The sequence below is a fragment of the Burkholderia torrens genome (genome assembly GCF_984668525.1).
Genome location: NZ_OZ480212.1, coordinates 3,037,402 through 3,061,957, shown reverse-complemented (window position 1 = coordinate 3,061,957; position 24,556 = coordinate 3,037,402). Strand labels below are relative to the sequence as shown.

Sequence of the window (24,556 nt, the reverse complement as noted above, 5' to 3'; positions counted from 1 at the left end):
AGGCGACGCGCAGCCGTTGGCCAGACTCGGTCGCCAGGACAGAAGGGCCAGCCTGAACCGGCCAGGCTGGCAAAAGAACCGCTCGCGGAGCCGGCGGTTCGACCGTCAATGAGGATCAGGACCGCTCGTTCCAGGTGTCCTTGTGGATAATGTTGCCGTCCTTGTATGACCAGGTGATCGTTTCATAGCGAAGCTCCACGTTTTCGAGGTGGTTGTGCTTTTCGTAGTCCGGGTTCTTGATGTCATGCATGACCGGGTTCACGGCGACGATCTTCACGTTGTCGAGCTTCGTATTGAAGTACTCCTTTTCCTTGCCCGCGTCGTCGATCTTGTACCACTTGATCTCGACCGACTTGAGCGTCTGGCCGCTCGTCACGGCCTTGTACAGGTACGGCGTCGACGCGTCGGTTTCCTTCGTCAGCGTGATCGGCTTGTGGACGCGCGTGCCCGTCAGCTTGCCGGTGTTGCCGTCGGTCGGGATATGCACGCCGTGGTCGAACGCTACGAGTTCGACGCTGCCTTCGCGGTCCTGAACCGTCACCGAACCCTTGATATCGGCGCCGCCATCGTCCTTGAGCCACATGTAGGCCGGAATTGCCATTGCCTTACTCCTTTTTATTGCACTGTACGTACTACTAAACTCGCCAGGAGCACGCCCCTGAGCTTAAGAATCCCGAAGCGGATTGCTTCGGGGGCTAAACCAGGATCGCTACTTTCCCGTGTCCGGTACCAGGGTAATTTCCACGCGGCGGTTTCGCGCGCGGCCTTCCGGGGTGTCGTTGCTCAAGAGCGGGCGCGCCATGCCGTAGCCCTGAATCGCAAACCGTGTCGCGGAAATACCCGATGCGTCCACCAGCCAGTCGCGCACGGCTTCGGCGCGCGCGGTCGACAGCTTCAGGTTGCTGTCCGGATTGCCCACGTTGTCGGTGTAGCCGGCGACGAGGATGCGTTTATCGGGATGCGCGTTGATCATGTCGAGCGCACCGACCATCGCACGGTTCGACCCCGGCTTCAGCAGTGCCTTGCCACTGTCGAACAGCGACATGCTGTCGAGCGAGACGACAGCAGGGGGAGGCGGCGGCGGCTCGTAAGAGGCGATCGCTTTGTTCAGCACAGGCATCAGCTGCGCGCCCCGATACATGCCTAACGACAAGCGCGGCGGAATACCGGTGCGCGCGTAGCGATCGAGTTGATCGCGATCGGCCACGAGCGCTTGCAGTGCGTCCCGCTTCGCCGCGTCGTGCTCTGCCGGGATCTCCGAATAGCGGCCGAGATCGGCGGCGATACGATCCAGCAGCGCTTCGTTGTTCTTGGCTGCACCCCAGAATGCGACGGCAGCGGCGCAGGCAAGCAACGCGAGTGCGTGGCCCGCGGCGGCCCGACGCGGAGACATCCAGTATCGTCGCGGCATCGCTTCGATCAGCGACTGCGGGAGCGGCCACGGCGTCGGTGAGGCGGTGGAGGCTATACGCGCCACGCGCGTCTGCATTTCGACATCGCGTTCCCAGAGGCTTACAGGCGCACTCGCCGGCCCACAGTCGATCCACCCGGCGCCGAACGGCGCCCATGGCGCCGCCGGCTGTTGCCGGTCCGACAGTGCGCCGAAAACCACGCGCTGCGTCCAGCCGACGATGGAGGCCAGTGCGGCGGCGCGTGTTGCAGCGACGCGATCGCCGGCCGCGCACTGGACCTCGTGTTCCGCTGCGCGAATCATGGGTTCGAAACATTCACCGCCCGCCAGGCGAGTGGTCGACGACGCGCCGTACCACAGCGGCGTTGCAGGGGCGACGGGGCCGGTGGTGAGCCGCTGGTAGACCGCTACATAGCCGGGCACTCGCGTACCCAGTATGCGGGCGGCATCGGAGACGGCCTGCCGTACGGTGCGCAAGTTCTGCACCAACGCGTCGGTTTCCGCGTGCAGCGCAGGCGCGATGGACAGCACGACGCCGTCCGGAGCACGCCCGTCACGCCACTGCCTGACTGCAACGGCCAGGCGCGGCAGATCCTGAGGGCGATCGACGCGCAGCCAGATGCCTCCGTCGCCGACGTGTACGTGCCGGCTTTCTCCCGTACGGTCGAATAGCGCGGGCAAACCGTCGCCGGTCACCAGCACGAGCGGCATGCGTGTGCGCAGCTTCACCGGAATGTCAGCCGTTGCTGCACCCAGTGCGGTCAGCACATATGCGCTCTGGCGACGCGCGCGTACAAGCTTGTGCGTACACCACACCGTCAGCGCGAACGCGACAATCCCGACAAAGGCCGAAAGTGCCCAGGCGGCGCCGGCGCTGAGCGGAAGTACCAGCCAGATCACGGCTAGCGCCAACACGGTTGAGAACGCGACCATGAGCCGCGACGGATACCCGAGCCCTTCGTGACCACGATCGGGCAACCGCTTTGATTCTGCAGACTGAACAGGCAGGTCGGATTTCACGGGCGAACGGCCTTTGTCGCCACGAGATGCGCGAGCTGCCCGTCGAGCGTGGCCGACCAAACGCCCCATACGATCGCGGCGATCGCGCACGCGAGTCCGGCGATCGCCCATGGAGACAGCCGGTAGAACCAGTCGGACGCGCGCCGGCCGATGCGATCCGCGATGAATGGCCGATCCGGGGCAGGGCGCAGCGTTTCCAGCCTGGCATTCAACGACTCGATCAGCGCAGTCCGCTTGGCGTCACCGTCACGGGCGTACCGGCCGACGAATCCCATCCCGAGGATGGCCGAGTAGCACTCGAGCAACGCGACGGGTGGCGTAGGCTCGCGCATGCGCATGTCCAGGCGCTCGAATACACGCTCACCGGCTTCGTGCAGGTTGAATTGTTCCACCTGCAGCGGCTCGCGCTCCCATGCGGAACGCGATTCGCCGGGCAGGTGTCGCAGCGCCACCTCGTCGAGCAGCCCGCACTGCGCAACCACCGCCTCGTTGCGCACGTCGTCCGGAAAGCCCCGCTGCTGGAGCGCGCTCGAGAATCGCTCGACAAGCTGCTTGCACCGGGCCCGCAATGCGACCGGGTCTTGAGCCTGTCCGCCCGAGGCGAGCGTCGTTACAAGCAGTGCGGTGTCGCGCAACAGATCGCGCATCCCATCGCCGGGTGAACTGCTGGCGCCCGTCGCGTTTGGCATCAGGGCGGTGTCGTTGCGGAGGGAAGTCAGTGCATTCATGAGCGCAACACGGCATAGAGTTCGAGCGAGGCGTCTGGCACCGACGCGGGCAGGTAGATCTGGCAGGCTCGCGCGGAGAGCATCTTCGCGTGGATGGCACTGGACGCGTCCAGCGCGAAATAGTGATTGTCCAGACGCACCGGGATCGCGCCAGGCACGCGCTGGACGGCTTTGAGCGGGATGCCTAATAGAGCCGAATTGATGATGTGCTCGACGTCGTCGGGGGCACCGATCTTGCAAAGTCGTGGAAACTGCTCGATCAACTCGAACGCGGGCATCGACGCGTTGACCGACAGGTACCAGTCGGCGGCATCCGCGACGATCCGTTCGTCGAGGAACTGGCCGGTCCATGTGGTCGGCCCCTTGCGGGTGAGACCGATCGGCACGACCCGCGATGGAATGATGGCGTCGAGCAGATTGCGGATCAGCGATTCCAGTTTCGCGAACACCTCGTCGGCTCGCACATGGTCGTACGCCGGAATGTCGATGAGCCGCGCTTCGGTCGAGAACGTCATCAGTGCGCTCGTCAGCTGCGCGAGCGTCGTGTACAGATGCTCCGGAGGACGGTTCGGGTGCGTGGAGAACAATCGCAACTGCGGCCATGCCGCGTGGATGCAATGAAGCAGCCAGAAGAGCTGCACGTCGGCCACGCCGTATTCCGCGACTTCGGCGATGCGCTCGCTACGGCGCGTACCGAGCGCGAGGGTCCGGGCGTGCAGGATGTCCGTTAGACGATTGATCCGCTCGACGTGCAGCGGATGGCTGCCGAGCGTGAGGCACGGCGGCACGAACTGTTGATCGACCTGGAACTGGCCGCCGGAGCCGCGTGTCAGTTGCGCGATCGCACAGACCGTGTCGTCGGCGTGCGACTCGAAGTCGAACACGAGCCGTACTGCATGCCGTTCGACGGCGATTTCGGCCTCGCCGGTCCCATTCAGGTCCGCGACCTTGACGAATTCTCGATAAGCGCGCCGCGGGCGGGCGAGCGACGTCTCGTCGAAACGGCAGTTGCTGCCATTCGCATCCGGCAACGCGAGCGCTGCGAACACGACGACGCTCTGCATGTCCGCGGGCACGCCTTGCGTCAGATCGCGCGCAGACGGCAGCGCATCGGCGACGGTCGTATCGATCGGCGTACCGTCCGGAAAACACAGTCGCAAGCGGGTGAGTTTGAGGCGCCCTGCCGACAGCGCTTCTTCATCGACCTCGACAGCAAGCGTTCCCCACGGCTGTGTGATAGCCGCGCTGGCGTATTGACGTAGCGCAAATTCAGCCCATCTATCCTGTTGCTGAAAATGCTGCTGGGTCAGGATGAGGCCCTCGTGCCATAGCGGCTTCGTGATTCGCATGGTCTCTCGTGTGATTTGTTTGTTCGTTATTCGGTTCAAGGGCGTAATCTATACATGACATCTTTTTGGATGCGCAACCAATTTTTATAATTCCCGTATGGTTTGGTTTACTAATGGAAATATATGAAATGTGAACAAATTTCACAATTCGTCGGGTGATTATTTTTGGGATATATGATTTATCGGGCGAATTTGAGAGACGCTGAAAAGATAGCTTGCGACCAATGGGAAAGGCGCGGGTAACCGTGTAATAAAGGGATGCGGCGAGAATGCCGGTCGCTTTGAATAGCTTCATTCGGCTCGAATACAACTTATATCGAAAATAGTCGACGTATTTTGAATTTGTAAATTGTTTCGGGATGTTTGCGATTTTTTGCATTTGATCGTTGTGGTTTTTGAACGACGCGCTTTGACTCATTCGTAGTTTGACGTGTATAAGTCACATGCGATTTCGCCGTGCGAACGGAGACCATGCGATGAAATATCGATAGGGACACGCTGGACATTGCATCCACGCGTGACATATCGAAGAGACCATCGTGCCGAACACGCCGTGTGCCCGCCCAATGCTTGACCATCACTAAATAAGGACTACAAATGGATAGCTTCCAGAGAGAAATTCCGAAGAGCCGTGTCTCGATTACGCTGGATTTGCATACGGGCGGGGCCCAGAAGAAGGTCGAGCTGCCGTTGAAGCTGCTCGTCGCGGGCGACTTCAGCGCGGGCCGCGAACAGGCACCGCTGGCCGAACGCAAGAAGGTCAATATCGACAAGAACAACTTCGACGCGGTCCTGGCCGACCATGCACCGGATCTCAAGATCGCCGCGGAGAACACCCTGGCCGGCGACGGCTCCGAACTGCCGGCGAATCTTTCGTTCCGCTCGATGAAGGATTTCGAGCCCGAGCAGGTTGCTCGTCAGATTCCCGAGCTGCAAGCGATGCTGGCGATGCGCAATCTGTTGCGCGACCTCAAGTCGAATCTGCTCGACAACGGCATGTTCCGCCGCGAGTTCGAGAAGATCCTGAAGGACAAGCGCCTGTCCGACAAGCTGCGCGGTGAACTGGGACAAATCGCCACGGCAACCCTGCAGCAGGAAGGCCATGCGTGAGCGCGGCCGGCCCAAGACGGCCGTCACCGCCTCCCGCAACCACGCAGCCATACCAAACGTGACTGAGAGAAACATGAACCAGAATGAATCGCGCCAGGGCGCCACGGAAACCATCGCGCTCGAAAACGACAGTGTTTATGCCGCGCTGTGCAACAAGATCAACCTGAAGCCGGTCGCCGAGGCTCGGCCGCTGGAAGCGTTCCGCGACAACGACGCGTTGTCGGAGGCATCGGCCGACGAACGGGTCGCACGCGGCATGGACGCGTTGCTCAGCCTGATCGCGAAGGAAAGCAAGCCGGTCGACCGACTCGACAAGTCGCTGCTTGATTTTTATATCGGGCAGCTCGACCGGCAGATCAGCCGCCAGCTCGACGCGGTCATGCATGCACCGGATTTTCAGGCGCTCGAAGGTCGCTGGCGCGGCCTGAAGATGCTCGTGTCGCGCACGGACTTCCGCAAGAACGCGCGCATCGAGGTGCTGGATGTATCGAAGGATGCGCTGCAGCGCGACTTCGAGGATTCACCTGAACTGATTCAGAGCGGCCTGTATCGTCTCACGTACATCGAGGAATACGACACGCCGGGCGGCCAGCCGATCAGCGCGATGATCAGCGATTTCGAATTCGCGAACTCGCCGGTGGATGTCGCGCTGCTGCGCAATATTTCGAAGGTCGCGGCTGCGGCGCACATGCCGTTCATCGGCTCGGTGGGCGCAGCATTCTTCGGCAAGAATTCGATGGAAGAAGTGGCGTCCATCCAGGATATCGGCAACTACTTCGATCGTGCCGAGTACATCAAGTGGAAGAGTTTCCGTGACACCGACGATGCGCGTTACGTCGGCCTGACGATGCCGCGCGTGCTCGGCCGTTTGCCGTACGGCAAGGATACGGCGCCGGTGCGTGCATTCAACTACGAAGAGGCGGTGAAGGGCCCCGACCACGACAAGTATCTGTGGGTCAACGCGTCGTTCGCGTTCGCGGCCAACATGGTGCGCAGCTTCGTCAGCAACGGCTGGTGCGTGCAGATTCGCGGCCCGCAGGCGGGCGGCAAGGTGGAAGACCTGCCGGTTCACCTGTATGACCTCGGCACCGGCGTGCAGCCGAAGATTCCGACCGAAGTGCTGATCCCGGAAACGCGCGAGTTCGAGTTCGCGAATCTCGGCTTCATTCCGCTGTCGTTCTACAAGAACCACGACTTCGCGTGCTTCTTCTCGGCCAGCTCGACGCAAAAGCCGGCTCTGTACGAGACGAAGGAGGCGACGGCCAACAGCCGCATCAATGCGCGCTTGCCGTACATCTTCCTGCTGTCGCGCATCGCGCACTACCTGAAGCTGATTCAGCGCGAGAACATCGGCACGACCAAGGACCGGCGTCTGCTCGAGCTCGAGCTGAACAACTGGATCAAGGGGCTCGTGACCGAGATGAAGGACCCGGGAGACGAACTGCAGGCGTCGCACCCGCTGCGCGAGGCGAAGGTGACGGTCGAGGACATCGAGGATAACCCCGGCTTCTTCCGCATCAAGCTCTTCATCATCCCGCACTTCCAGGTCGAGGGCATGGACATCGGCCTGTCGCTCGTGTCGCAGATGCCGAAGGCGAAGGGCTGATCCGACGTTTCATGCATGACCCGCCGGGTCGCTGATGGCTGCCGCGGCGGCGCCGTTATGTTCGTGCACCTGAGAGAAATCCATGTCAATGATACTGCCGTCGCAGGCTTACGAATTGAAGTTGGCGCCACACCCGGCGCCGACGTCCGTGCTGCGGTTCACGGGCCGGGACGCCGTGAGCGAGTTGTACCGCTACGACGTCGAATTCACGAGCCCGATGGCCGGTATCCCGATGGATCAAGTGATCGGCCGTCCCGCGAAATTCATCATCGCGCCGGTCGATCCCAACCTGGACTATCTGCGCAGGATGTTCGGCGAGAACGCCGGGCAATTCAGCACGATGTCGCCGGTATATACGATCCATGGCGTCATCACACAGTTCGACGAGTTCGGCAGTTCGGTTGATCAGACCCACTATCGCGTGCGGCTCGAGCCGAAGCTCGCCGACTTGAACCGGGGTGCGACGAGCCGGCTGTTCCAGAAGCAGTCGGTCGAGGAGATCGTGACCGACACGCTGCGTCATTACGGCTACCGGGCCGGGGTCGATTTCCTGTTTCAGTTGCGCGGCGAATACGAGCGGCGCGAGTACGTTACCCAGTATCACGAAACGACATTCGCCTTCATTCAGCGCCTTTGCGCGGAAGAAGGAATCTGGTTCCGCTGGGAGCAGAAGAAGGATCACGCCGTGATCGTGTTTGGCGATGATCTGGATGCCTACGCGCGCAAGCAACGCACCGTGTTGTACCGGAGAGACTCGGGGCTCGAGAGTGCTGGCGCGGACGCGATCAAGACGCTCGAGAAGCGAACTCTCCGTGTGCCTGAAGCCGTGCGTTTGCACGACTACAACCATCGGCAGGCCGGTGTGTCGCTGCTGGTCGAGGAAAACGCCGCGCGCGACGACACGACGACGAGCGGCGTCGATTACCGCTGGGGCGAGCATTACGAGACGCCGGAACAGGGTAAGGGGGCGGCTCGCCGACGTCACGAGGCGCATCTCGCCGCGCAGATCACGTTCAAGGGCACGGGTAATCCATTCTGGCTCGAAGCCGGTGAAGTCATGCGGATCGAGCCGAACCCGGCCGACGCGAAGCATGGGATCTTCGTTACTGCCGTGGAGTCGCAGGGTGGTCGCGATCAGTCGTATTGGATGACCTTCGAGGGGATTCCATCTGATCGTGTTTGGCGCACGTCGATCGATACCATCAAGCGACCGGCTATCGACGGCATCCTGCCGGCGCGTATTACATCGCCCGGTGATTACAAGTACGCGTACCTGACCGAACAGGGCTGGTATGTGATCAAGCTGCCGTTCGATCTCGATGAGTGGAGCCCGGGTGGGACAAGCCGGCCGGTGCGGTTCGCGAAGCCGTATAGCGGTGACGACTATGGGCATCATTTTCCGCTGATTGACGGGGCGGAAGTGGCTGTTGTTTTCACGCAAGGTCATCCGGATCGGCCTGTGATCATCGGAGCGATGCATGACAGTCTGCATCCGGATCTTGTCACCAGTCAGAACCATACCCGGAACCTGATCCGCACCGCCGCGCAGAACGAGATGCGGATGGAGGATAAGGAAGGAGTCGAGCACGTTCATCTCGCGACGCCGTTTCAGACAAGTGAGCTCAACCTCGGGCATATGGTCGATGGTGAGCGCGAGGAGCGCGGGCGTGGTGCTGAATTGCGCACCGACGGGCCGGCGACTGTCCGGGGTGCAAAGGGCGTGTTGGTTACTGCGGAAGGGCAACCTGGTGCCGCCGGCCAGCAACTTGCGATGCAGGATGCCGACTCGACGCTGGAGCAGGCCGAACAGATTCTGAAGACGCTCAACGACTCCGCAAATGCTGCGAAAGCGCTTCAGGCCGACATCGATCAACAGCGAGTGCTGATTCAGCAGAAGCTGAGGCGACTGCAGAAGCCGGTTTTCGTCGCAACAGCGCCCGATGGTATCGGACTAGCCAGCGGACAGCAGATGCAGCTTGCCGCTCGCAACCAAATGTTCGTTACGGCTGGTGATGGGCTCGATATCGGCGTCATGAAGCGAATCGCGATCGCGGCTGGCGAGGCAATTTCGCTTTTCGCGGCGAAGCTTGGGATTCGGATCTTTGCCGCGAAGGGCAAGGTTCAGATCCAGGCGCAGTCCGACGGTATGGAACTGCTGTCGATGCAGGACATGTCAGTGAGCTCGTCGGATGGCGAGGTGGTCATCACGGGCCGCAAAGGCGTCACGCTCGGCGACGGGGCCGGCGCCTACGTCAAGCTCTCAGGCGGCAAGATCATTGTCGGCAGCCCTGCAGGAGAAATCCAGCTCAAAGGCAACCTGACAATCGACGATGCAGACGGCGGCAACTTCAAGTTCCCGACTTGGTCTCAGGCGCCGCTCAACGATGTGAAGAAAGTAACGAACTTCGGATTTTCTGAATAACGAACGACTATGGCAAACCGATCCGCACCGACGCAGCCGCAAGCACCAACGCCGACTCCGGTCAAGCTGAAGCCGTTGCCGTTTGCGTTTCCCTTCCTTCGAAAGGGACGGGGCCAGTCCGAAGCATCCGCACAGTTCACGGACGAGCACGAGATATATCGGCTGCTGACTGAGCGCGAGCCCTCAGGCACGTATCTCGTTAGCCGCACCGGGATGTGGCACGGTGGGATCCACATCACGGAGGCTGGTGCGGGGCAGGCGCTGGATCTTGATGCAGGGCTGCGCTGCATCGCTGACGGCACGCTGATCGCATTTCGCGTCAACAAGACATACCCGATCAGCGAAGTCGCTGAAGCCGGGGGCGGGTCGCCGCTTCAGGCACCGTACAGCACGGCTTTCGCGTTGGTGCAGCACACGATGGAGTTCCCGCGTGGCACGACGCTGACGTTTTACAGCCTGTATATGCATCTGATGTCGTGGGAAGACTACGCAAACTTCCCGAACCGCAGCAAGCCGTCGTACTGGCCACGGCAATGGCAGGTCACGCAGTACGCGCAGGACCCGCCGTTGCCGGGTCGTAACGGGCAGGTTCCCGATGCGTCGCAACAAGGGCTGCGTATTCGCAAGACTCCGAACGGAGTCCCCGTTGGCGTTCTGCCCCAGGGGGCCAAAGTGAGTATCGGGAAGATTGAGATGAAGCACGGAAAGCCGTGGGGGCAGTTGACTGATATTCATGGGGCGTTGCCGTATCCGCAAGCGGCAGGGGGATACGTCGAGCCGTCGAGCGTGATCGGGAAGTGGATCTATCTCGGCGAGGAAAACGGTGGGTCGGTTGCCGAGGAGGTCGCCGAGGACTCGATGTTCGATAGGGTTGTGGCAGTGACGGACCAAGTCAATCCAGTCAACCCCCCCGGAATTCCAATCAAGGCGGGCGATTTGATCGGCCACCTCGGCCGCTACGATTCATTGAACGAACGCACGTCCGGAACCCGGATGGCGCACATCGAGGTGTTCTGCGACGACGGTATCCAGTCGTTCCTGGAGCGGGGGCGCGCGTGGGTCAACCAGCACGGTCCGCGCAAGGAGGACTGGACGGCGCTGGGACTGCCGTCCGAGCCGACGCTTCTGCGGATCGCGCCGGGCACGGTGCTGTATCAACGTACCCAGGGCGACACGTTCGTCCCCGGCGCTGACCCGCAGTCAAGAAAGACAGACACCGTCCAGTTGTATTCGACCGCCGAACTTGCGCGCGATTCGAATCGACGCGTTCCCCAGCAGCACCCAAATCCGGATCCGGGCTACCCGGTGAACTGGTGGCACGTCGAGGGCGTGAATGCGCAAGGTCAGCCGATCGACGGCTGGGTGTGCGATTTCAACCACCCGAGCGGCCGGGTGACACGGGAGTTCGCGCAGAAGTGGGTGGATTTCGAGTGCGTAGCGGAAGCCCATGATCCGACGCACACGATTTTTGCGACAACCCAGGAATGGGTTAAATGGAGTCGCGGTGCCGAAGTTGCGGAGCTTGCTTCGCGTTCGAAGCTCAGTCCGTTGATGGTCAAGGTATACGACGCATTGTTCACGAGAGGCGATGGCAGGCAAGCGGTTGACGAGCTATGCGCGCTGTCGCAAACCGAGCGTGGCGGATATCCGTGGCTGATGCAGGCGGCGTCTCGGTTGATCGTGAAGCATGAAAGCGAATGGGCGAATCCGTCGAAGTGGACGCAGTTGATCGCCGAGTTGGAGAAGCAGACGGGGCCCAAGCCACAACACGAGGAAGAGCGAAAGCGAATCGATAAACTTGCATTGTGGGATGACGTGAAAGCAGCGGCGCTGGGCTTTCCCGGCAAGGATGTTTTTCATCTTAATGCAATTGGGTTGGTTGGGAATTTTTTGTGTGAATTGGAGTTTATTACACTTGAAATGCTTGCGGCTGTCGATCCAAATGGAAATAAAAACTACCATAGGCAGATCCTTCCCGCGCTCAATAAATACGCAAAAGGCTATCGGGTCACTACGCCAAAAAGGATTGCTCATTTTCTCTCTCAAATTGCCGTCGAAAGCGCCTTTAAGAATGTCGAAGAAGAACTTTCGTATTCTTCGAAGCGAATGAAGCAGATTTTTGGCTGCAACTCTGCGCCAAAAGGAAAAGAAAAGTATAGCGAAGTATCTGGCGATATTGTTTGCAATTTTGGACGAATGCGGGATAAGTTGTGGACCGAGACAAGCAAATATGAGCACAATCCAAAAAATCTCGCAAACTATGTTTATGGCGATCGAAATAAAAATGGTAATGAAGAGTCCGGCGATGGTTATAAATATCGCGGCAGGGGGCTGATACAAACAACATTTAAAAGCAACTATATGGTACTTACGGATGAGCATAATCGGCGTTTCCCGGATGATCAACGTGACTTCGTGGAGAACCCAGATCTTGTTCTTAGCGATTTGGAGTATGGGATAGAATCGGCCTTTGTTTACTGGGCTGTTACTAGAAACGTCAACAGAGTTGCAGATTCTGGGAATGTCCTTGCGGTCTCGAAGATTGTGAACGGTGGCAAAATTGGGTATTCAGAGCGCCTTGCTGCCTACAACAATGTGGCGCCAATTCTTGGGCTACAAAAGGAGGCGGCGTAAAATGTTTTTTTCTAAGCTGTTGGTGGCGAGCGTAATGTCGCTCCTTCTCCCGTTCAGCGCATATGGGGTTAAACTCGCCTCGAATTGCCCGGAGATAAATGTCAATAACAGCGTTTTTGATGCCTCGGTACTGGAGCGTAATTCGAGGATTTCCATCGAAAATGGAATGTCAGAATATCCGATTGTTCTCGATTTTTATCGGTCAACAAAGCATGGATGTGAGAAAGCCGAATTTGCGCGATATTCTGTTGAGGGAGGGGTGCCGACAGTCGAGTCGATATTTTTTATGTCTCTTGATGATCGCGTCAATGTATTCTCCATTGTTGCGTGGAATATAAACAACCGCGGCGATGGAACTTATGGTCGGCTCTATCAGGTGTATGCCTATTTTTTTGATAAAAATGGAATGCTAATTGAAAATGAGCGTGTTTCCCAAGATGAAGCCATGACTGGAATTGACGGGTATGCTCAGGGCGCGGAGTCAAAGTTTCGATACAGAACAGCTTATGACGTTAAGAAATACTGGCGCCATGGAGCGAGATAGTTAAAGACGAGGGTTTTGGTTGTTTACCAAACAGTTGAATGGTGGTTTTCGGGTGCAAAACAATACGACGCTCAATCTGCGTGGAAACTCAATTTCACTGTGGAGCGATATAACCACCCTCGAGGGTGCTATAGGACTTCAAATGATTCGCAGATCCCTGCTTTTGTTCTCGGCAGTACTGCCTGCCTGTGTGCAGGCCCAGGTAAGTGTGTCGGGTGAATCAAGTGTTTTGCAGTATACCAATCGCGGGCACGACGCCTACCAAGATCTTCACTTTAAGCGATCAGATGGCACGATATTTACCCCTTTCGATCAGGGATTGAAATTTTACGAGCCCGGCTCAAACAGTCTGTCTCCAGACAAACAGTACTCGATCGTGAATTTTTCTGCTGAAGGAGATCTCGCTGATTCCAGTGGGGTGTCGGTGCATTCCGAGTATCTGTGTGCCTTCGTACGTATGAAGGACGGTTGCGTTGTCCATGTGGCGCAAGACGCAGTCTGTGGTGGAGAGTGGCGCCCACCTCACCAGTGGTCCGTCAACATTGAGCCGATCTTCGATCATCCACCTATTGCAGCCGATATCTATGCCGCTTACTCATCGAAACACAAAACCGGATACCAAATTTCACAGCCGCCAATCTTGGCATATTTGGCGGAAGGTACCGCATTTGACAATCTGCTTGCGTGCGATCCACCGAGTGTAGGTAACAGAAGTGCTTATTTTAAACTACTTGTCCAATTACAGAGGGATGGAGACACCGAAAACGCCGACAAGCTGAAGAAGACTCTGATTAGCGATCGGAATGGCACATCTATCCACGTAGCACCAGTCGAGCCGGGTGCCTGGGTCGGACATGCAGTGATTTCAAAGAGGGCATATCTATACGCGATGCCTGAGAAATCATCAGTTACTAGGGCCTATCTTGTGCAAGGTGATTCAGTATTGGTGAATGAATCTAGCTTGTCGAACGGGTTCGTGGTGTCAAGGTATCGTCAGAAGAGCGGGAATGTTATCGAGCGATGGATTCGTTGTGAAGATGTGAATGCCTGCTCCATAGGTAATTGAATCGTCGAGTCTTAATTTTATAGTCAATATTTGCTTAAGATGTCCGATGCTTCGTTTCGCTAATGAGCAGGTAAGCGAGATTGCTGAAATTGTGGGCAATGACACGGATGGCTGTGGTAAGCGCGTCGGCAATTTAAAGGAAGTAAATAGTCGCGGGAATTTCAATTGAATTATCGATCACTACATGCGTCAATTGGTCTTCTTGGTATAATTTTTTGATGTCAAGTGGTAAATGCCGATGAAATTACATTGTGCCGGCCACACGAGGAAGTCTATTTCATCTGTCCGCTTGATGGGAAAGTGGTCTCGTTGTGCGCGTCGGGAAATATTTCGCCAAACAATGGATATGTACAGTACAGATATGGGGTGCCGGGTCGTGTCGAGCTGCAGTTTCCGGAAAAACTAAGCCCCCGAGGAATCTCTTCGGAATTAGCGATATTTCTGCGGGGAATTTGAATTTCAAACACGTAGAATTCACGGTCGTAGCATACGACTGCGTAATTTATCAAGGTTCTCCAAATGGAATTTATGTAAAAAGGCGTGGGAGCCTTGTGTCAAATCATATGTGCACGCCGGGAATTTGTCAGTGGCTAAATCAACGAGTATTTCGTGGATTAAGAATGAATCCACCTGTCGATGGTGTGGATGACTGACTGTATGCTTTTCCCTTCTTCGTGTCGGGTTTGAAAACACTCTGGAATCGATGAAAAATCTCGTATATGAAGGTGACACAACGAGTCACGGCGGCAAGATCCTGACCGGCTCGGATCGCGTCAAGGTAAAAGGTCGTCGAGCCGCGCGCGTCGGCGACAAGGTCTCATGTCAGATCCACGGCGATAACGAAATCGTCGAAGGTAGCGGCAGGATGAGAGATGGCACGACGCCGCTATCGCGCGACGGCGATCACACGCGGTGTGGCGCGGAACTCATTGCGCCGTCCGGCGGAGCACGGGTTCGCTAAGCAATGCCGGTCGATTTCAATCGCGTGCCACCGCGGGTGGCTGTGCCTCCGCCGCCCTATGTCTCCACGATCGCCTGGCCGATCCTGCTGGTGCTCGTCGTCGGAGCAGGAGCGACCCTGACGGTCATGCTCTGGCCAGCGGGTCGTCCGACCAACACGCTGTGGTTTTGGTTCTGTGCCGTGGGTTACCCCTTTCTGGCTTGGGCATTTTTGCTGTTCGCATGGCTCGGATACGGTTACGTCCGCCGCAATCAGGCGCTTGCGACGAATCGCGTCAGCGACGAAGCCGAGCAGCGCTGCCATGCATTGGCGGCCAGACCGCTGGCGATATTGGGTCATACCTGGTGCTTCGCCGCGAACGATTTGGAAAACTCGCTTGGGGGCATCCTCAAAGGCACCCAATTGTCAAAGCTACGGCCGAGTGGCGCAGTCGCGGATAGCGAAGTCAATGCGCGTTGGCTCGACATTCCCGATCAGCCTTTTCATCCGGGCAACGAACTCGCTGAACATGCTCGCCATCAAGCGGTGTGTATGTGGCTGCTCGAGCGCTTGATCGACGGTCTCCTGCCGCAACTTAGGGCGCTTCCACCGCGAACAACGCTGCTTGTCGAGCTTCAGCACCGCTCCAGAGTGGAGTTCGGGATCGTCGAAACCCGCATACGGGAATTGATTTCGGAGCGTGTGCCTGCTTTGAAGGTAGATCTGAGACCGGGAGAGCACCAATCCTCCCTCTTTCGAACGGACGCGTGGCTTGATGGGCGAGACGTCAATACGGCCCACCTGCTTATCGCCGTTGAGCTCCGCGACGCAATCAGTGCTGTTCTGTCTGATGGCGTCGCGGAGGTAGGCGTGGCCCTGCTCATGGGGCGACCACGACTTGAGCCACAGGCAAATCCTGTCGGACTTCGGTTGCATCGTCCCGCCAAAGATGCGCTTGATTCGTCCGCCCGAACGCTCGGCCTGGGTGCTCGCTGGGGGCAGTCGTCGCTCGACCGTTTACACACGGTATGGACACACGGCCTGACGCATGAGAGCGTCGGCGCGGTTCGGCAAACCGCACCGTTTCGCGACCAGACGCATTGGAATGTGGTCGAGGAGTCAGTGGGTGATTGTTCGGGCGCGGGACCGTGGCTGGCCGTTGCCCTTGCCGGAGAAAGTGCCCGGATAACGGGCGATTCGCAAATGGTGCTGTGTGGCGAAGGAAACGACCTGATTGCCCTCGTGTGCAGAAAACAGACATGAACGACAACAAGAACGACACCAAGACTCGACCGGCGGCCCTCTTTATTGGCATTGCGGTCGCCATCGTATTTCTTGCACTCGGTATCGCAGTGTGGGTGGAGGGGCCTCAGCATGGCTGGTCCACTGGCATGCGGACCATTATCGAGCTTTCCCTGTTTTCGGCCTTTCTGGTGGTGACTCTGCTGGTCAAGTACTTCGAGGGAGTGCTGCTTTGGATCGCATCGTTGAAAGCTTCCCGCTGGTTCGCCCGATACGACGCTGGTCAGCGTGCGGCGTCGGTTGATCTCGACGATCAAGGCCAACCGCTAGGGCAGACCGACCGGGCTGCTGAGCTTCGGAATGCACTGCGCGACCGACACGGATTGCGTTGGCGCTATCGCGCACGGTGGGTGCTGATTGCCGGTGATGAGCCGCTCGTGAAGCGTCTTGCGCCGGGCTTGATCGACACCGGTTATGCAATATCCGGCGATACGGTACTGTTGTGCGCAAAACAGACGAGCAGCACACTCGATACCGCATGGCTCGACCAGATCCGCCGCTTGCGCCGTCGTCGCCCGGTCGACGCAATCGTCGCGATCACACGTAATCGCAACTCCATCGAAGCGCCGTTCGACACCGACAATCTCTCGCAACGGCTCGCACGCCACGCACGTGCACTATGCTGGGCCGCGCCGACCTATCTGCTCAATGTGACGGATTTCGGCAGCGAGGCGTCGAGTCCGGACGAGGCGATCGGCTTCACCTGGTCCAACGCGCGCGTCAGCTCGGATGCGATGGACGCGTCGCTCCGCGAGCTCACCGACAACCTAGCTGATGCCGGTGTCGTGCGCCTGACGAAGGACGTAGGCGACCGTTATCCCGCCGAGCTTTCGCAGCACATTTCGAACCTTGGGAGTGCGCTGTCGGGTCTGGTGCTACAAACCTCCCAGTCACGCATCTGGCGGCACGCGGTCCACGGCCTTCTATTCGCACCGCTATTCAAGGAACGGGAACTGGCACAGCCGCAGGCAGCGGCAAGCGCGAGCGATGACGACCCGCCCGTCGACCCACCACACCGCACGATCTGGCAAACCGTTGCCGAGCACAGTCGCAAGGTCCACGGTCGCCGCGTAGGCTTCTCACTATCGACGGCGGCCGCATGGTTCACAACCGGCCTGATCGGCTGCTGGATCGCCGGCACGATGCTGTCCGGTTTCGCCAACCGCGCAACGATCAGGAATGCCGCGGACGCTGTCGCGAATGTCTCGACGGTTCAGGACAGCACGCAGGCCTTGCAGGCTCTCAACACCCTCGACCGCCAGATCGACACACTCGAAGTCCATCAGCGCGAAGGCGCGCCATGGTCATCGCGATTCGGCCTGAATCGCGACAACGCGCTGCTCGACGCGTTGTGGCCGAGCTACGCCGACGCGGCGAACCGCATCATCGTCACCCCGATTCGCCAGAAGCTCGAAGCGCGCCTGCAGCAGCTTGCATCCCTGTCCGATGCTCAAATCGCCGATGGTGGCGACGCCCAGATCCAGGCCGCCTACGACACACTCAAGGCCTACCTGATGCTCGCGCGACCGCAGCGGGCCGTGGCAGCCTTTCTGACGCTTGAGCTTGCCGCGACGGCCGCACCTGCGCGCCCGTCCAATTCGTCGTTGTCGCCAGGCGCGTGGGAGGACCTGCGTGTGCACGCTATCGCGTTCTTCGCCAACCATCTCGGCCGCGCCCCTGCATCCAATGCTTCCGCGTTCGCCATCACACCGGACGCCAACCTGATTGCGTCAGCCCGCCAAACGGTGATTGGTGTGCGGGGCATCCAGAACTCCACGGACGCGCTCTACCAGCAGATCGTCGATGAGGCGACGCCCAAGTACCCACCGGTCTCCCTAGCGACGCTGCTCGGCGACACGACGAGCCGCGGCCTCTTCAATACGACCACGACCGTTCCCGGCGTTTTCACGCGTGCGGCATGGGAGGAGCGCATCTCGAAGGCGATCGACGACGCAAGCGCCAAGCGCGACGTGTCCGGCGACTGGGTGTTGCGCCCCGAAGGAAACGCCGGTGGCGCATCCGACAACAAGGACAGCAGCCCCCCTCCGCCGACATTGAAAGCCGAATTACGCCAGCGCTACTTCGACGACTACGCACGTGCATGGGCGCTGTTCCTCAACAGCTTGCGCTGGCAATCCGCACCAACACTGTCAGCCACGGCCGACCAGCTCACGCTGTTGGGCGATTCGCAACGCTCGCCACTCGTCGCGCTGATGAACGCGATCGTCTACCAGGCGGGCGCCGGCGCGAGTGCAAAGTCGCTCTCCGAGAGCCTGATCAACAAGGCGCAACAACTGGTCGGCGCCGACGAAAAGGATCCGTCGAAGCAGGCTCAGCCGCAGCTCGCGCCGCTTGCCGCAGCCTTCGGCCCGATCCTGCGCCTGACCGGCAGCGATCTGGCGTCCGGCGCGCCGGCCAACGGCAAGGCCACCACGCAACTGGCCGCGACCGGCGACCTCAGTCTCGCACGCTACCTCGAGCGGGTCACGGCGATGCGTCTGAAGGCATCGCAGATCGTCTCCGGCGCCGATCCGGACGCGATTGCGCGGCTCGCCGCTCAGTCGGTGCTGCAGGGCAAGACGTCCGATATCTCGGATAGCCGCGACTACGCGAGCCGTGTAGCCGCGAGCCTGGGCGAGCAGTGGGCCGGCTTCGGTGCGCTGTTTCGCGCACCGTTCGATCAGGCGTGGCAGGTGGTCGTGCAGCCGGCCGCGTCGAGCCTGAACGAAATCTGGCGGACGGCGATCCTGGCCGACTGGAACAAGTCGTTTGGCGGCCGCTATCCGTTCTCGGACGCCGACAACGACGCGTCGCTGGCCGAGATGGCGCGCTTCATGCGTCCCGACAACGGCGTAATCGCGCAGTTCGTTGCAACACAGCTCGCCGGCGTGATCGAGCGACAGGGCGATCGATGGGTCGTCGCGCAAGGCGCGGATCAGGGCGCGCTTACGATCGATCCGGTCTTCCTGAGCAGCCTGAACAAGCTTACGCGGGTCTCGACCGTGCTGTTCCCGTCCGGGGACGCGCGCGTGCGGTACGAAATGCAGGCCGTCCCGACACCCGGTGTCACCGGCATGAAGTTCGTGTTGTCCGGGCGCGAGCTGCACTACTTCAACCAGAAGCAGGAGTGGGTGCCGTTCGAGTGGCCGGGTCAGTCGCTCGAGAACCTTTCGCATATCGAATGGCAGACCGAGCAGGGCGGATTGCGCACGGCGCTCGACTCGCAGGGGCGCTTCGGCCTGATCCGGTTACTGGAGCGTGCGAAGGTCGCGCAGCAGGACAGCGCGCGTTACGTGCTGACCTGGATGCCCGACACGAGCCAGGGCATTCCGCTGAAGGTGCAGTTGCGCAGCGAAGCGGGCGCCGGGCCGCTCGACGTACTTCAGTTGCGCAACTTTGCGCTGCCGACCCGGATTTTCGTGACCGCGGCCGCGAAATCCGGCGCGAAGGTGTCCACGGCCAGCCCACCTCCGTTGCCGGCTGCGGCAATCGCCGCGGCAAAGCACGCTGCCGTACCGTTGCCGCCGGGACTTCCGGGTGTGATGTCGTTGCACGATGAACCGATGCCGGCGACGCCGGAGCCTGCGTCTCGTCGAACTGCCGCAGCCGAATCGACTCGATCGGACGCGCAGCCGGCTACGTCGGGGATGAAGTCGCCCAAGGCCCATCCGGGGATGACGGTGTCGTCGCTGGCAACTTCGATGCCCGCCGACGCTTCTTCCAAACCGTTCGCACACGCCCTCCAGTTGTTGGGCGACGCATTTGCGTTTTGAGACCCGCTATGACGCTAGCCAATTTCGTAAAGACACTCATCGGCGTTCCACGCATCGATTCGCTGCACGAAGCGCGCCGGAATACCTGGGCGGCATGGCTTGCCCCGATACCGGGGGAGCACGCGCACGGCCGCGATCCCGGCTACGAGGATGCATTCTTCGAACTGAAGGACGAAGCAACCAAGCTGTCCGGAATCGACGACGGGCTGATTACCCGCGCATGCGAACAGCTTCTCAAGGAAACCGGAAAGGATCTGCGTCTGGTCGGCTACTACGCGTTTGCGCGGTTGCGTCAGGATGGTCCCGCCGGGTTCGCCGACGGACTCGAGCTGGCTGCTTCACTGGTCGACTGGTTCGGCGAGACCTTGCTGCCTGCGCGGGCCGAGGCAAAGCGCGCAGCGCTGGAAATGCTGTCGACTGCGCGAATGATCGAAACGCTGGACAGCCGCGGAGACTTCGCCCCCGCGGATCTCGAGCGCGCGATTGCGGCGCTCGACGTGCTCGTCACGCGTACAGGTACATGGTCCGACGCGGCCCGTCCGAACCTGCATCCGCTTGCTGCCCGTTTCGGGAACAAGAATGAACCGGTTCGCAACGTGAGTCCGGACATGGCGATGCCGCAGACGCCCGCTTCGACAAGCGTATCGAGCGGATCGATCGCATCGGCGCGCGACCTGCTCGATCATGCCCGTGCGATGTCGGCATGGTTGCGCGATCAGGAAAACGGCTATTTGCCGTCGGTGCGTATCGCGCGCAGCGTCCGGTGGGACACCTTGCACGACCTGCCGCCGTCGGATACCGCGTCGCACACGCGTCTGACGCCGCCACGTGCCGAGTTGCGCCAGCAGCTGAAGCGGCTCGTGCTGCAGAAGCAGTGGCACGAACTGCTCGAGCGCGTCGAAGGGGCGTTCATGGAAGGCGTGAATCACCTGTGGTTCGACCTGCAGTACTTCCAGCACGCCGCGCTCGATCACGTCGGCGCGCCCTACCACGCATGGAGCGAAGTGCTGCGCACGGACTTTGCGTTGTTCCTCGAGCGATTGCCGGGCATCGAGCGGCTTTCGTTCAGCGACGGCACGCCATTCTCCGACGACGCGACGCTCGAGTGGATCGCCCGCCACGCGGTCGTGCGCGACCTCGAAGCGGGCGAGACCGTTGCGCCGTTGCCGTTATCCGCGGACGGCGAAGGCGATGCGGGCGACTGGCCGGAGATCGAGGCGCAGGCTCGCGAGCTGGTCGCGCGCGACGGCGTCGAGGCCGCGTTCGCGTGGCTCGATGCGCTGCCCGGCCTGAAGACCGAGCGTCACCGCTTCCTGCAGCGGCTGGTGATGGCGCGCGTGGCCGATCACGCGGGACGACCTGATACGGCCCTTGCGTTGCTGGTCGAACTCGACACGTCGTCACGCTCGCTGCCGGTGATGCGCTGGGAGCCTGCTCTGGCGTTCGAGGTCAAGCAGCAACTCGTGCGAGCGTTGAAAGCGACGAGCAACCGCAAGGACGCCGACAAACCGACGCTCGCGCGCCGCATCGGCGAACTGCAGGCGGAACTTACCGTGCTCGACCCGGCTCGGGCGCTGACTCTTTCGTAACGAGAATTCATGGCAAACGACGATCCCATCCTGCGCTACTACGAAGCCGAAATGCGCTATTTGCGCGAGTCCGGCAAGGAATTCGCGAAGGCGCATCCTGATCGCGCTCGGCTGCTCAACCTCGACCGTGTCGGCGATCGCGATCCGTACGTCGAGCGGCTGTTCGAGGGTTTCGCATTCCTGACCGGGCGCCTTCGGCAGAAGCTCGACGACGAGTTGCCGGAGCTGACGGAAGGGCTGGTCAGCCTGCTATGGCCGCACTATTTGCGAATGATCCCGTCGTTGTCGGTCGTGGAACTCATCCCGCTATCGGAAAAGCTTCAGAAGACCGAAGTCGTGCCGGCAGGCGTATCTATTCGCTCCGCGCCGATCGCCGTACCGTCGCCGGCCAGCTCGGAAGGTTTGTCGCCGAAGACCGTGCAATGCATCTACAGGACCACGCAAGCGGTCACGCTGCAACCGGTCACGGTGACGCATGCCGCGCCGACCGTGCGCCACGACGGCCGTTCGGTGATCCGGCTCGGCTTCTCGCTCGGCGGGTCGGCACGCCCGATGGAAACGGATCTGTCCCGGTTGCGCCTGTACCTGAATGCGGATCTGCCGACAGCGTTCGCGATGCACCTTGCGCTCACGCGCCAGGTCGACACGATTCAGTTGCGCATTCCTGAGATCCGCGACGGCGAGGCGATGCCGCTCGCCGGCGTCACGATCGAGCCGGCCGGCTTCTCGGCCGAGGAACGACTGTGGCCGAAGGCCGATGCGGCGTTCTCCGGCTATCAGTTGCTGCTCGAATATTTCTCGTTCCGCGAGAAATTCCTGTTTGTGGATCTTTGCGGACTGGACGTCACGAAGCTGCCCGAACGTACCACCCGGTTCGAGCTGGAGATCGTGCTGACGCAGACCTATCCGTCGGACCAGCGCTTCAGCGCAGAAAACGTGCGGCTATTCTGCTCGCCCGTGATCAACCTGTTCGAGCTGGATGCGGAGCCGATCGAGATCGATCATCACGAAACCGAATATCGCGTGGTGCCGGCGGGGCATCAAGGCGAGCATGTCGAAACGTATTCCGTCGACGCGATCGAGGCATTCGACCACGAGACGGCCGAGCGATATGAATACGTACCGTTTGCGACGTTCCGCCATCGCGGTGGCATGCTGCGCCACGAGGCGCCGGAGCGGTATTTCCATTCGCGCGTGCGCTCGGGCGTGGCGGGGTTGCACGAAACGTGGGTGGTGCTCGGTGGTCATGCATGGGAAACCATGGAGGCGCTGCCCGAGGAAAGCCTGTCGTTGCGCGTGACGGGCACGAACGGGTTGCTGCCGCGCAAGGGGCTGCGGGAAGCCAGTCTCGACGAACTCTCGACCAGTTCACAGAATATCACCGGGGTACGCAATCTCGTCTCGCCGACGCTGCCGCTGTATCCGCCGACGGAAGACCGGTTCCAGTGGCGTGTGCTGTCGCACCTGGCGCCGAACTTCCTGTCGATGATGAACGCGGAAGTGCTGCGTGGGGCGCTCGCGCTATACGACTGGACGGACGACGAGCTGAACCGTCGACGGCTCGCGGGCATCCTGTGGGTGTCACAGGCACTGATCGAGGAAGTGTCGGGTGGCTCGGTCGAGCGGGGCGTGCTGATCGAGGTCACGCTCGACAGCCATGCGTTCGCCGGGGACGGTGACGTGATGCTGTTCGGCGAACTGCTGCATCGCTTCTTCGCGCTCTACGCGGATATTAACCTGTTCACGAAGCTCGAGATCGTCAGCCTGCCGTCGCAGGCTCGGATCGAATGGCCACGCAGCAAGGCCGAGCGGGCGCCGCTATGAAACTGCACGACTTCCCGAATCTGGATCCGCTGGTCGCCTTGCTCCTGGCGCGCGCACCACGGATGAACTTCATGCAGCTTTGCCGGTTGCTCGAAGTGCGTTTTCCCGATCGGCCGGGGTTCGGTACACGGGATGCGCTCGGGCATGAACCGGTTCGCTTCCGGCCGCGTCCGAGAATGGGTTTTCCGGCGAGTGAGGTCGCGTCGGTCGAATTCGATGACGGATCGGACACGTTCGGGCCCGGTTCACCGCCGACCGTGCGCACGACTTTCATGGGGCTGTACGGCGTCGATGCGGCGATGCCGTCGTACCTGATCGACGAGATCGTGCTGCGTGAGGAAGGGCACGAGGCGGTCGAGGCGTTTCTCGACCAGTTCAATCACCGGTACGTCACGTTGCTGTATCGCGCCTGGCGGAAGTATCGCTATCCCGAGCACTTCAGGCCCGGCGGTATCGATGCGCATTCGCGCAACCTGTTGTGTCTGGCCGGGTTCGGCTGGGGCGACAAGCCGAAGCGCGCCGGCCTGCCTGATTCACGGATGCTGGCACTGCTGGGGCTCCTGATTCAGCGCACTCGCACGCCGGAGGGGCTGGCGGGCGTCGTTGCGCTGGCCATCCCGCGAGTCGAGGTTCGAGTCGACGAGTTCTGGCCGGTCGTGACGTCGACGGGGCGGCCGCGGCCGCTTACCGGCGCCGGGCCTGCTGTTGGGAAGTCGGGAACCAGTCAACGTAAAGGGTTGGGCGGAGGTTACGTATTGGGAAAGCGGATGGCGTATCGAAGTCGGGCGGTACGTGTGACGTTACGCCCGGCCGATGCTCGGCAGGCGCAGGACCTATTGCCGGGTGCAGGGTTGCATCGCGATTTGATGGCCTTTGTGCAGTTATATGTCGGTGTCAAGGCGGACGTACACCTGCGTATGGATGTGTCGTCGCGATACGCGCCGGAACCGGCGATCGGTCAGGGAAACGCCGGGCCGGCGCCTCGGCTCGGCTGGACTACCGTGCTGCCCGCTGATGAGGAACGGATCGTCAATATTGCGCTCGGTGTCTACGAGGCTTTTCCTGCGCCGATCCGGAATCCATACCTTGCCGCGTCGCATGCTTGATCAGACATGACGCATGACCTTCTGATTTTTCGGATCAGCCGTTGCATCCGTTTTGCTGCGATCGGCTTGCGCTTTGCGTCGGGCCGGCAACGCTCGGCCTCTATACGCTGATGACCTACACCATGCATTGCT

Annotated in this window: 16 protein-coding genes; 12 read left to right on the top strand and 4 right to left on the bottom strand. The window is 60.4% G+C overall.

Annotated elements, in window-relative coordinates:
- Positions 1-115: 115 nt before the first annotated feature.
- From AC5LXX_RS29935 to tssK, 4 genes are all read right to left on the bottom strand, one after another.
- A complete protein-coding gene (locus tag AC5LXX_RS29935; protein ID WP_006494514.1) occupies positions 116-601 on the bottom strand; it encodes an Hcp family type VI secretion system effector in 486 nt (161 codons plus the stop codon).
- A 108-nt stretch (positions 602-709) separates the two neighbouring features.
- A complete protein-coding gene (locus AC5LXX_RS29930; RefSeq protein ID WP_493412160.1) occupies positions 710-2,431 on the bottom strand; it encodes an OmpA family protein in 1,722 nt (573 codons plus the stop codon).
- Positions 2,428-3,159, bottom strand: coding sequence for a DotU family type IV/VI secretion system protein (locus AC5LXX_RS29925; protein ID WP_493412159.1), 732 nt, complete (start codon positions 3,157-3,159; stop codon positions 2,428-2,430). Before AC5LXX_RS29925 ends, AC5LXX_RS29930 begins: the two co-directional genes overlap by 4 nt.
- Positions 3,156-4,508: a type VI secretion system baseplate subunit TssK gene (gene tssK / locus AC5LXX_RS29920; protein ID WP_493413443.1), complete on the bottom strand. Its 1,353-nt coding sequence runs from the start codon at positions 4,506-4,508 to the stop codon at positions 3,156-3,158. Before tssK ends, AC5LXX_RS29925 begins: the two co-directional genes overlap by 4 nt.
- A 597-nt stretch (positions 4,509-5,105) precedes the next feature.
- Here tssK and tssB point away from each other — a divergent pair.
- The 12 genes from tssB to tssG all read left to right on the top strand — a co-directional run bounded on the left by tssB (position 5,106) and on the right by tssG (position 24,424).
- Entirely contained in the window at positions 5,106-5,618 is a 513-nt protein-coding gene (gene tssB, locus AC5LXX_RS29915) for a type VI secretion system contractile sheath small subunit (RefSeq protein WP_493412158.1), read from the top strand.
- Between the two features lie 73 nt (positions 5,619-5,691).
- A complete protein-coding gene (gene tssC / locus AC5LXX_RS29910) occupies positions 5,692-7,224 on the top strand; it encodes a type VI secretion system contractile sheath large subunit (protein ID WP_493412157.1) in 1,533 nt (510 codons plus the stop codon).
- An 82-nt stretch (positions 7,225-7,306) separates the two neighbouring features.
- Positions 7,307-9,646 carry a type VI secretion system Vgr family protein gene (locus AC5LXX_RS29905; RefSeq protein WP_493412156.1) on the top strand — a complete coding sequence of 780 codons (2,340 nt, stop codon included), beginning with the start codon at positions 7,307-7,309 and terminating at the stop codon, positions 9,644-9,646.
- 9 nt (positions 9,647-9,655) lie between these two features.
- On the top strand, positions 9,656-12,280 hold the full coding sequence (locus tag AC5LXX_RS29900) for a glycoside hydrolase family 19 protein (protein ID WP_493412155.1): 2,625 nt from the start codon (positions 9,656-9,658) through the stop codon (positions 12,278-12,280).
- A gap of 34 nt (positions 12,281-12,314) precedes the next feature.
- Entirely contained in the window at positions 12,315-12,824 is a 510-nt protein-coding gene (locus tag AC5LXX_RS29895) for a hypothetical protein (protein ID WP_493412154.1), read from the top strand.
- Positions 12,825-12,843: 19 nt separating this feature from the next.
- On the top strand, positions 12,844-13,890 hold the full coding sequence (locus AC5LXX_RS29890) for a hypothetical protein (RefSeq protein ID WP_493412153.1): 1,047 nt from the start codon (positions 12,844-12,846) through the stop codon (positions 13,888-13,890).
- 703 nt (positions 13,891-14,593) lie between these two features.
- Entirely contained in the window at positions 14,594-14,851 is a 258-nt protein-coding gene (locus tag AC5LXX_RS29885) for a PAAR domain-containing protein (protein ID WP_493412152.1), read from the top strand.
- Positions 14,852-14,854: 3 nt separating this feature from the next.
- The gene (locus AC5LXX_RS29880) at positions 14,855-16,093 is read left to right on the top strand and encodes a hypothetical protein (protein WP_493412151.1); all 1,239 of its coding nucleotides are present in this window, start codon (positions 14,855-14,857) and stop codon (positions 16,091-16,093) included.
- Entirely contained in the window at positions 16,090-19,905 is a 3,816-nt protein-coding gene (locus AC5LXX_RS29875) for an ImcF-related family protein (protein WP_493412150.1), read from the top strand. The genes AC5LXX_RS29880 and AC5LXX_RS29875 overlap by 4 nt, the downstream gene beginning before the upstream one ends.
- 8 nt (positions 19,906-19,913) lie before the next feature.
- The gene (gene tssA, locus AC5LXX_RS29870; RefSeq protein WP_493412149.1) at positions 19,914-21,494 is read left to right on the top strand and encodes a type VI secretion system protein TssA; all 1,581 of its coding nucleotides are present in this window, start codon (positions 19,914-19,916) and stop codon (positions 21,492-21,494) included.
- A gap of 9 nt (positions 21,495-21,503) precedes the next feature.
- A complete protein-coding gene (gene tssF / locus AC5LXX_RS29865; RefSeq protein ID WP_493412148.1) occupies positions 21,504-23,318 on the top strand; it encodes a type VI secretion system baseplate subunit TssF in 1,815 nt (604 codons plus the stop codon).
- A complete protein-coding gene (gene tssG / locus AC5LXX_RS29860; protein ID WP_493412147.1) occupies positions 23,282-24,424 on the top strand; it encodes a type VI secretion system baseplate subunit TssG in 1,143 nt (380 codons plus the stop codon). Before tssF ends, tssG begins: the two co-directional genes overlap by 37 nt.
- The last annotated feature ends 132 nt before the right edge of the window (positions 24,425-24,556 follow it).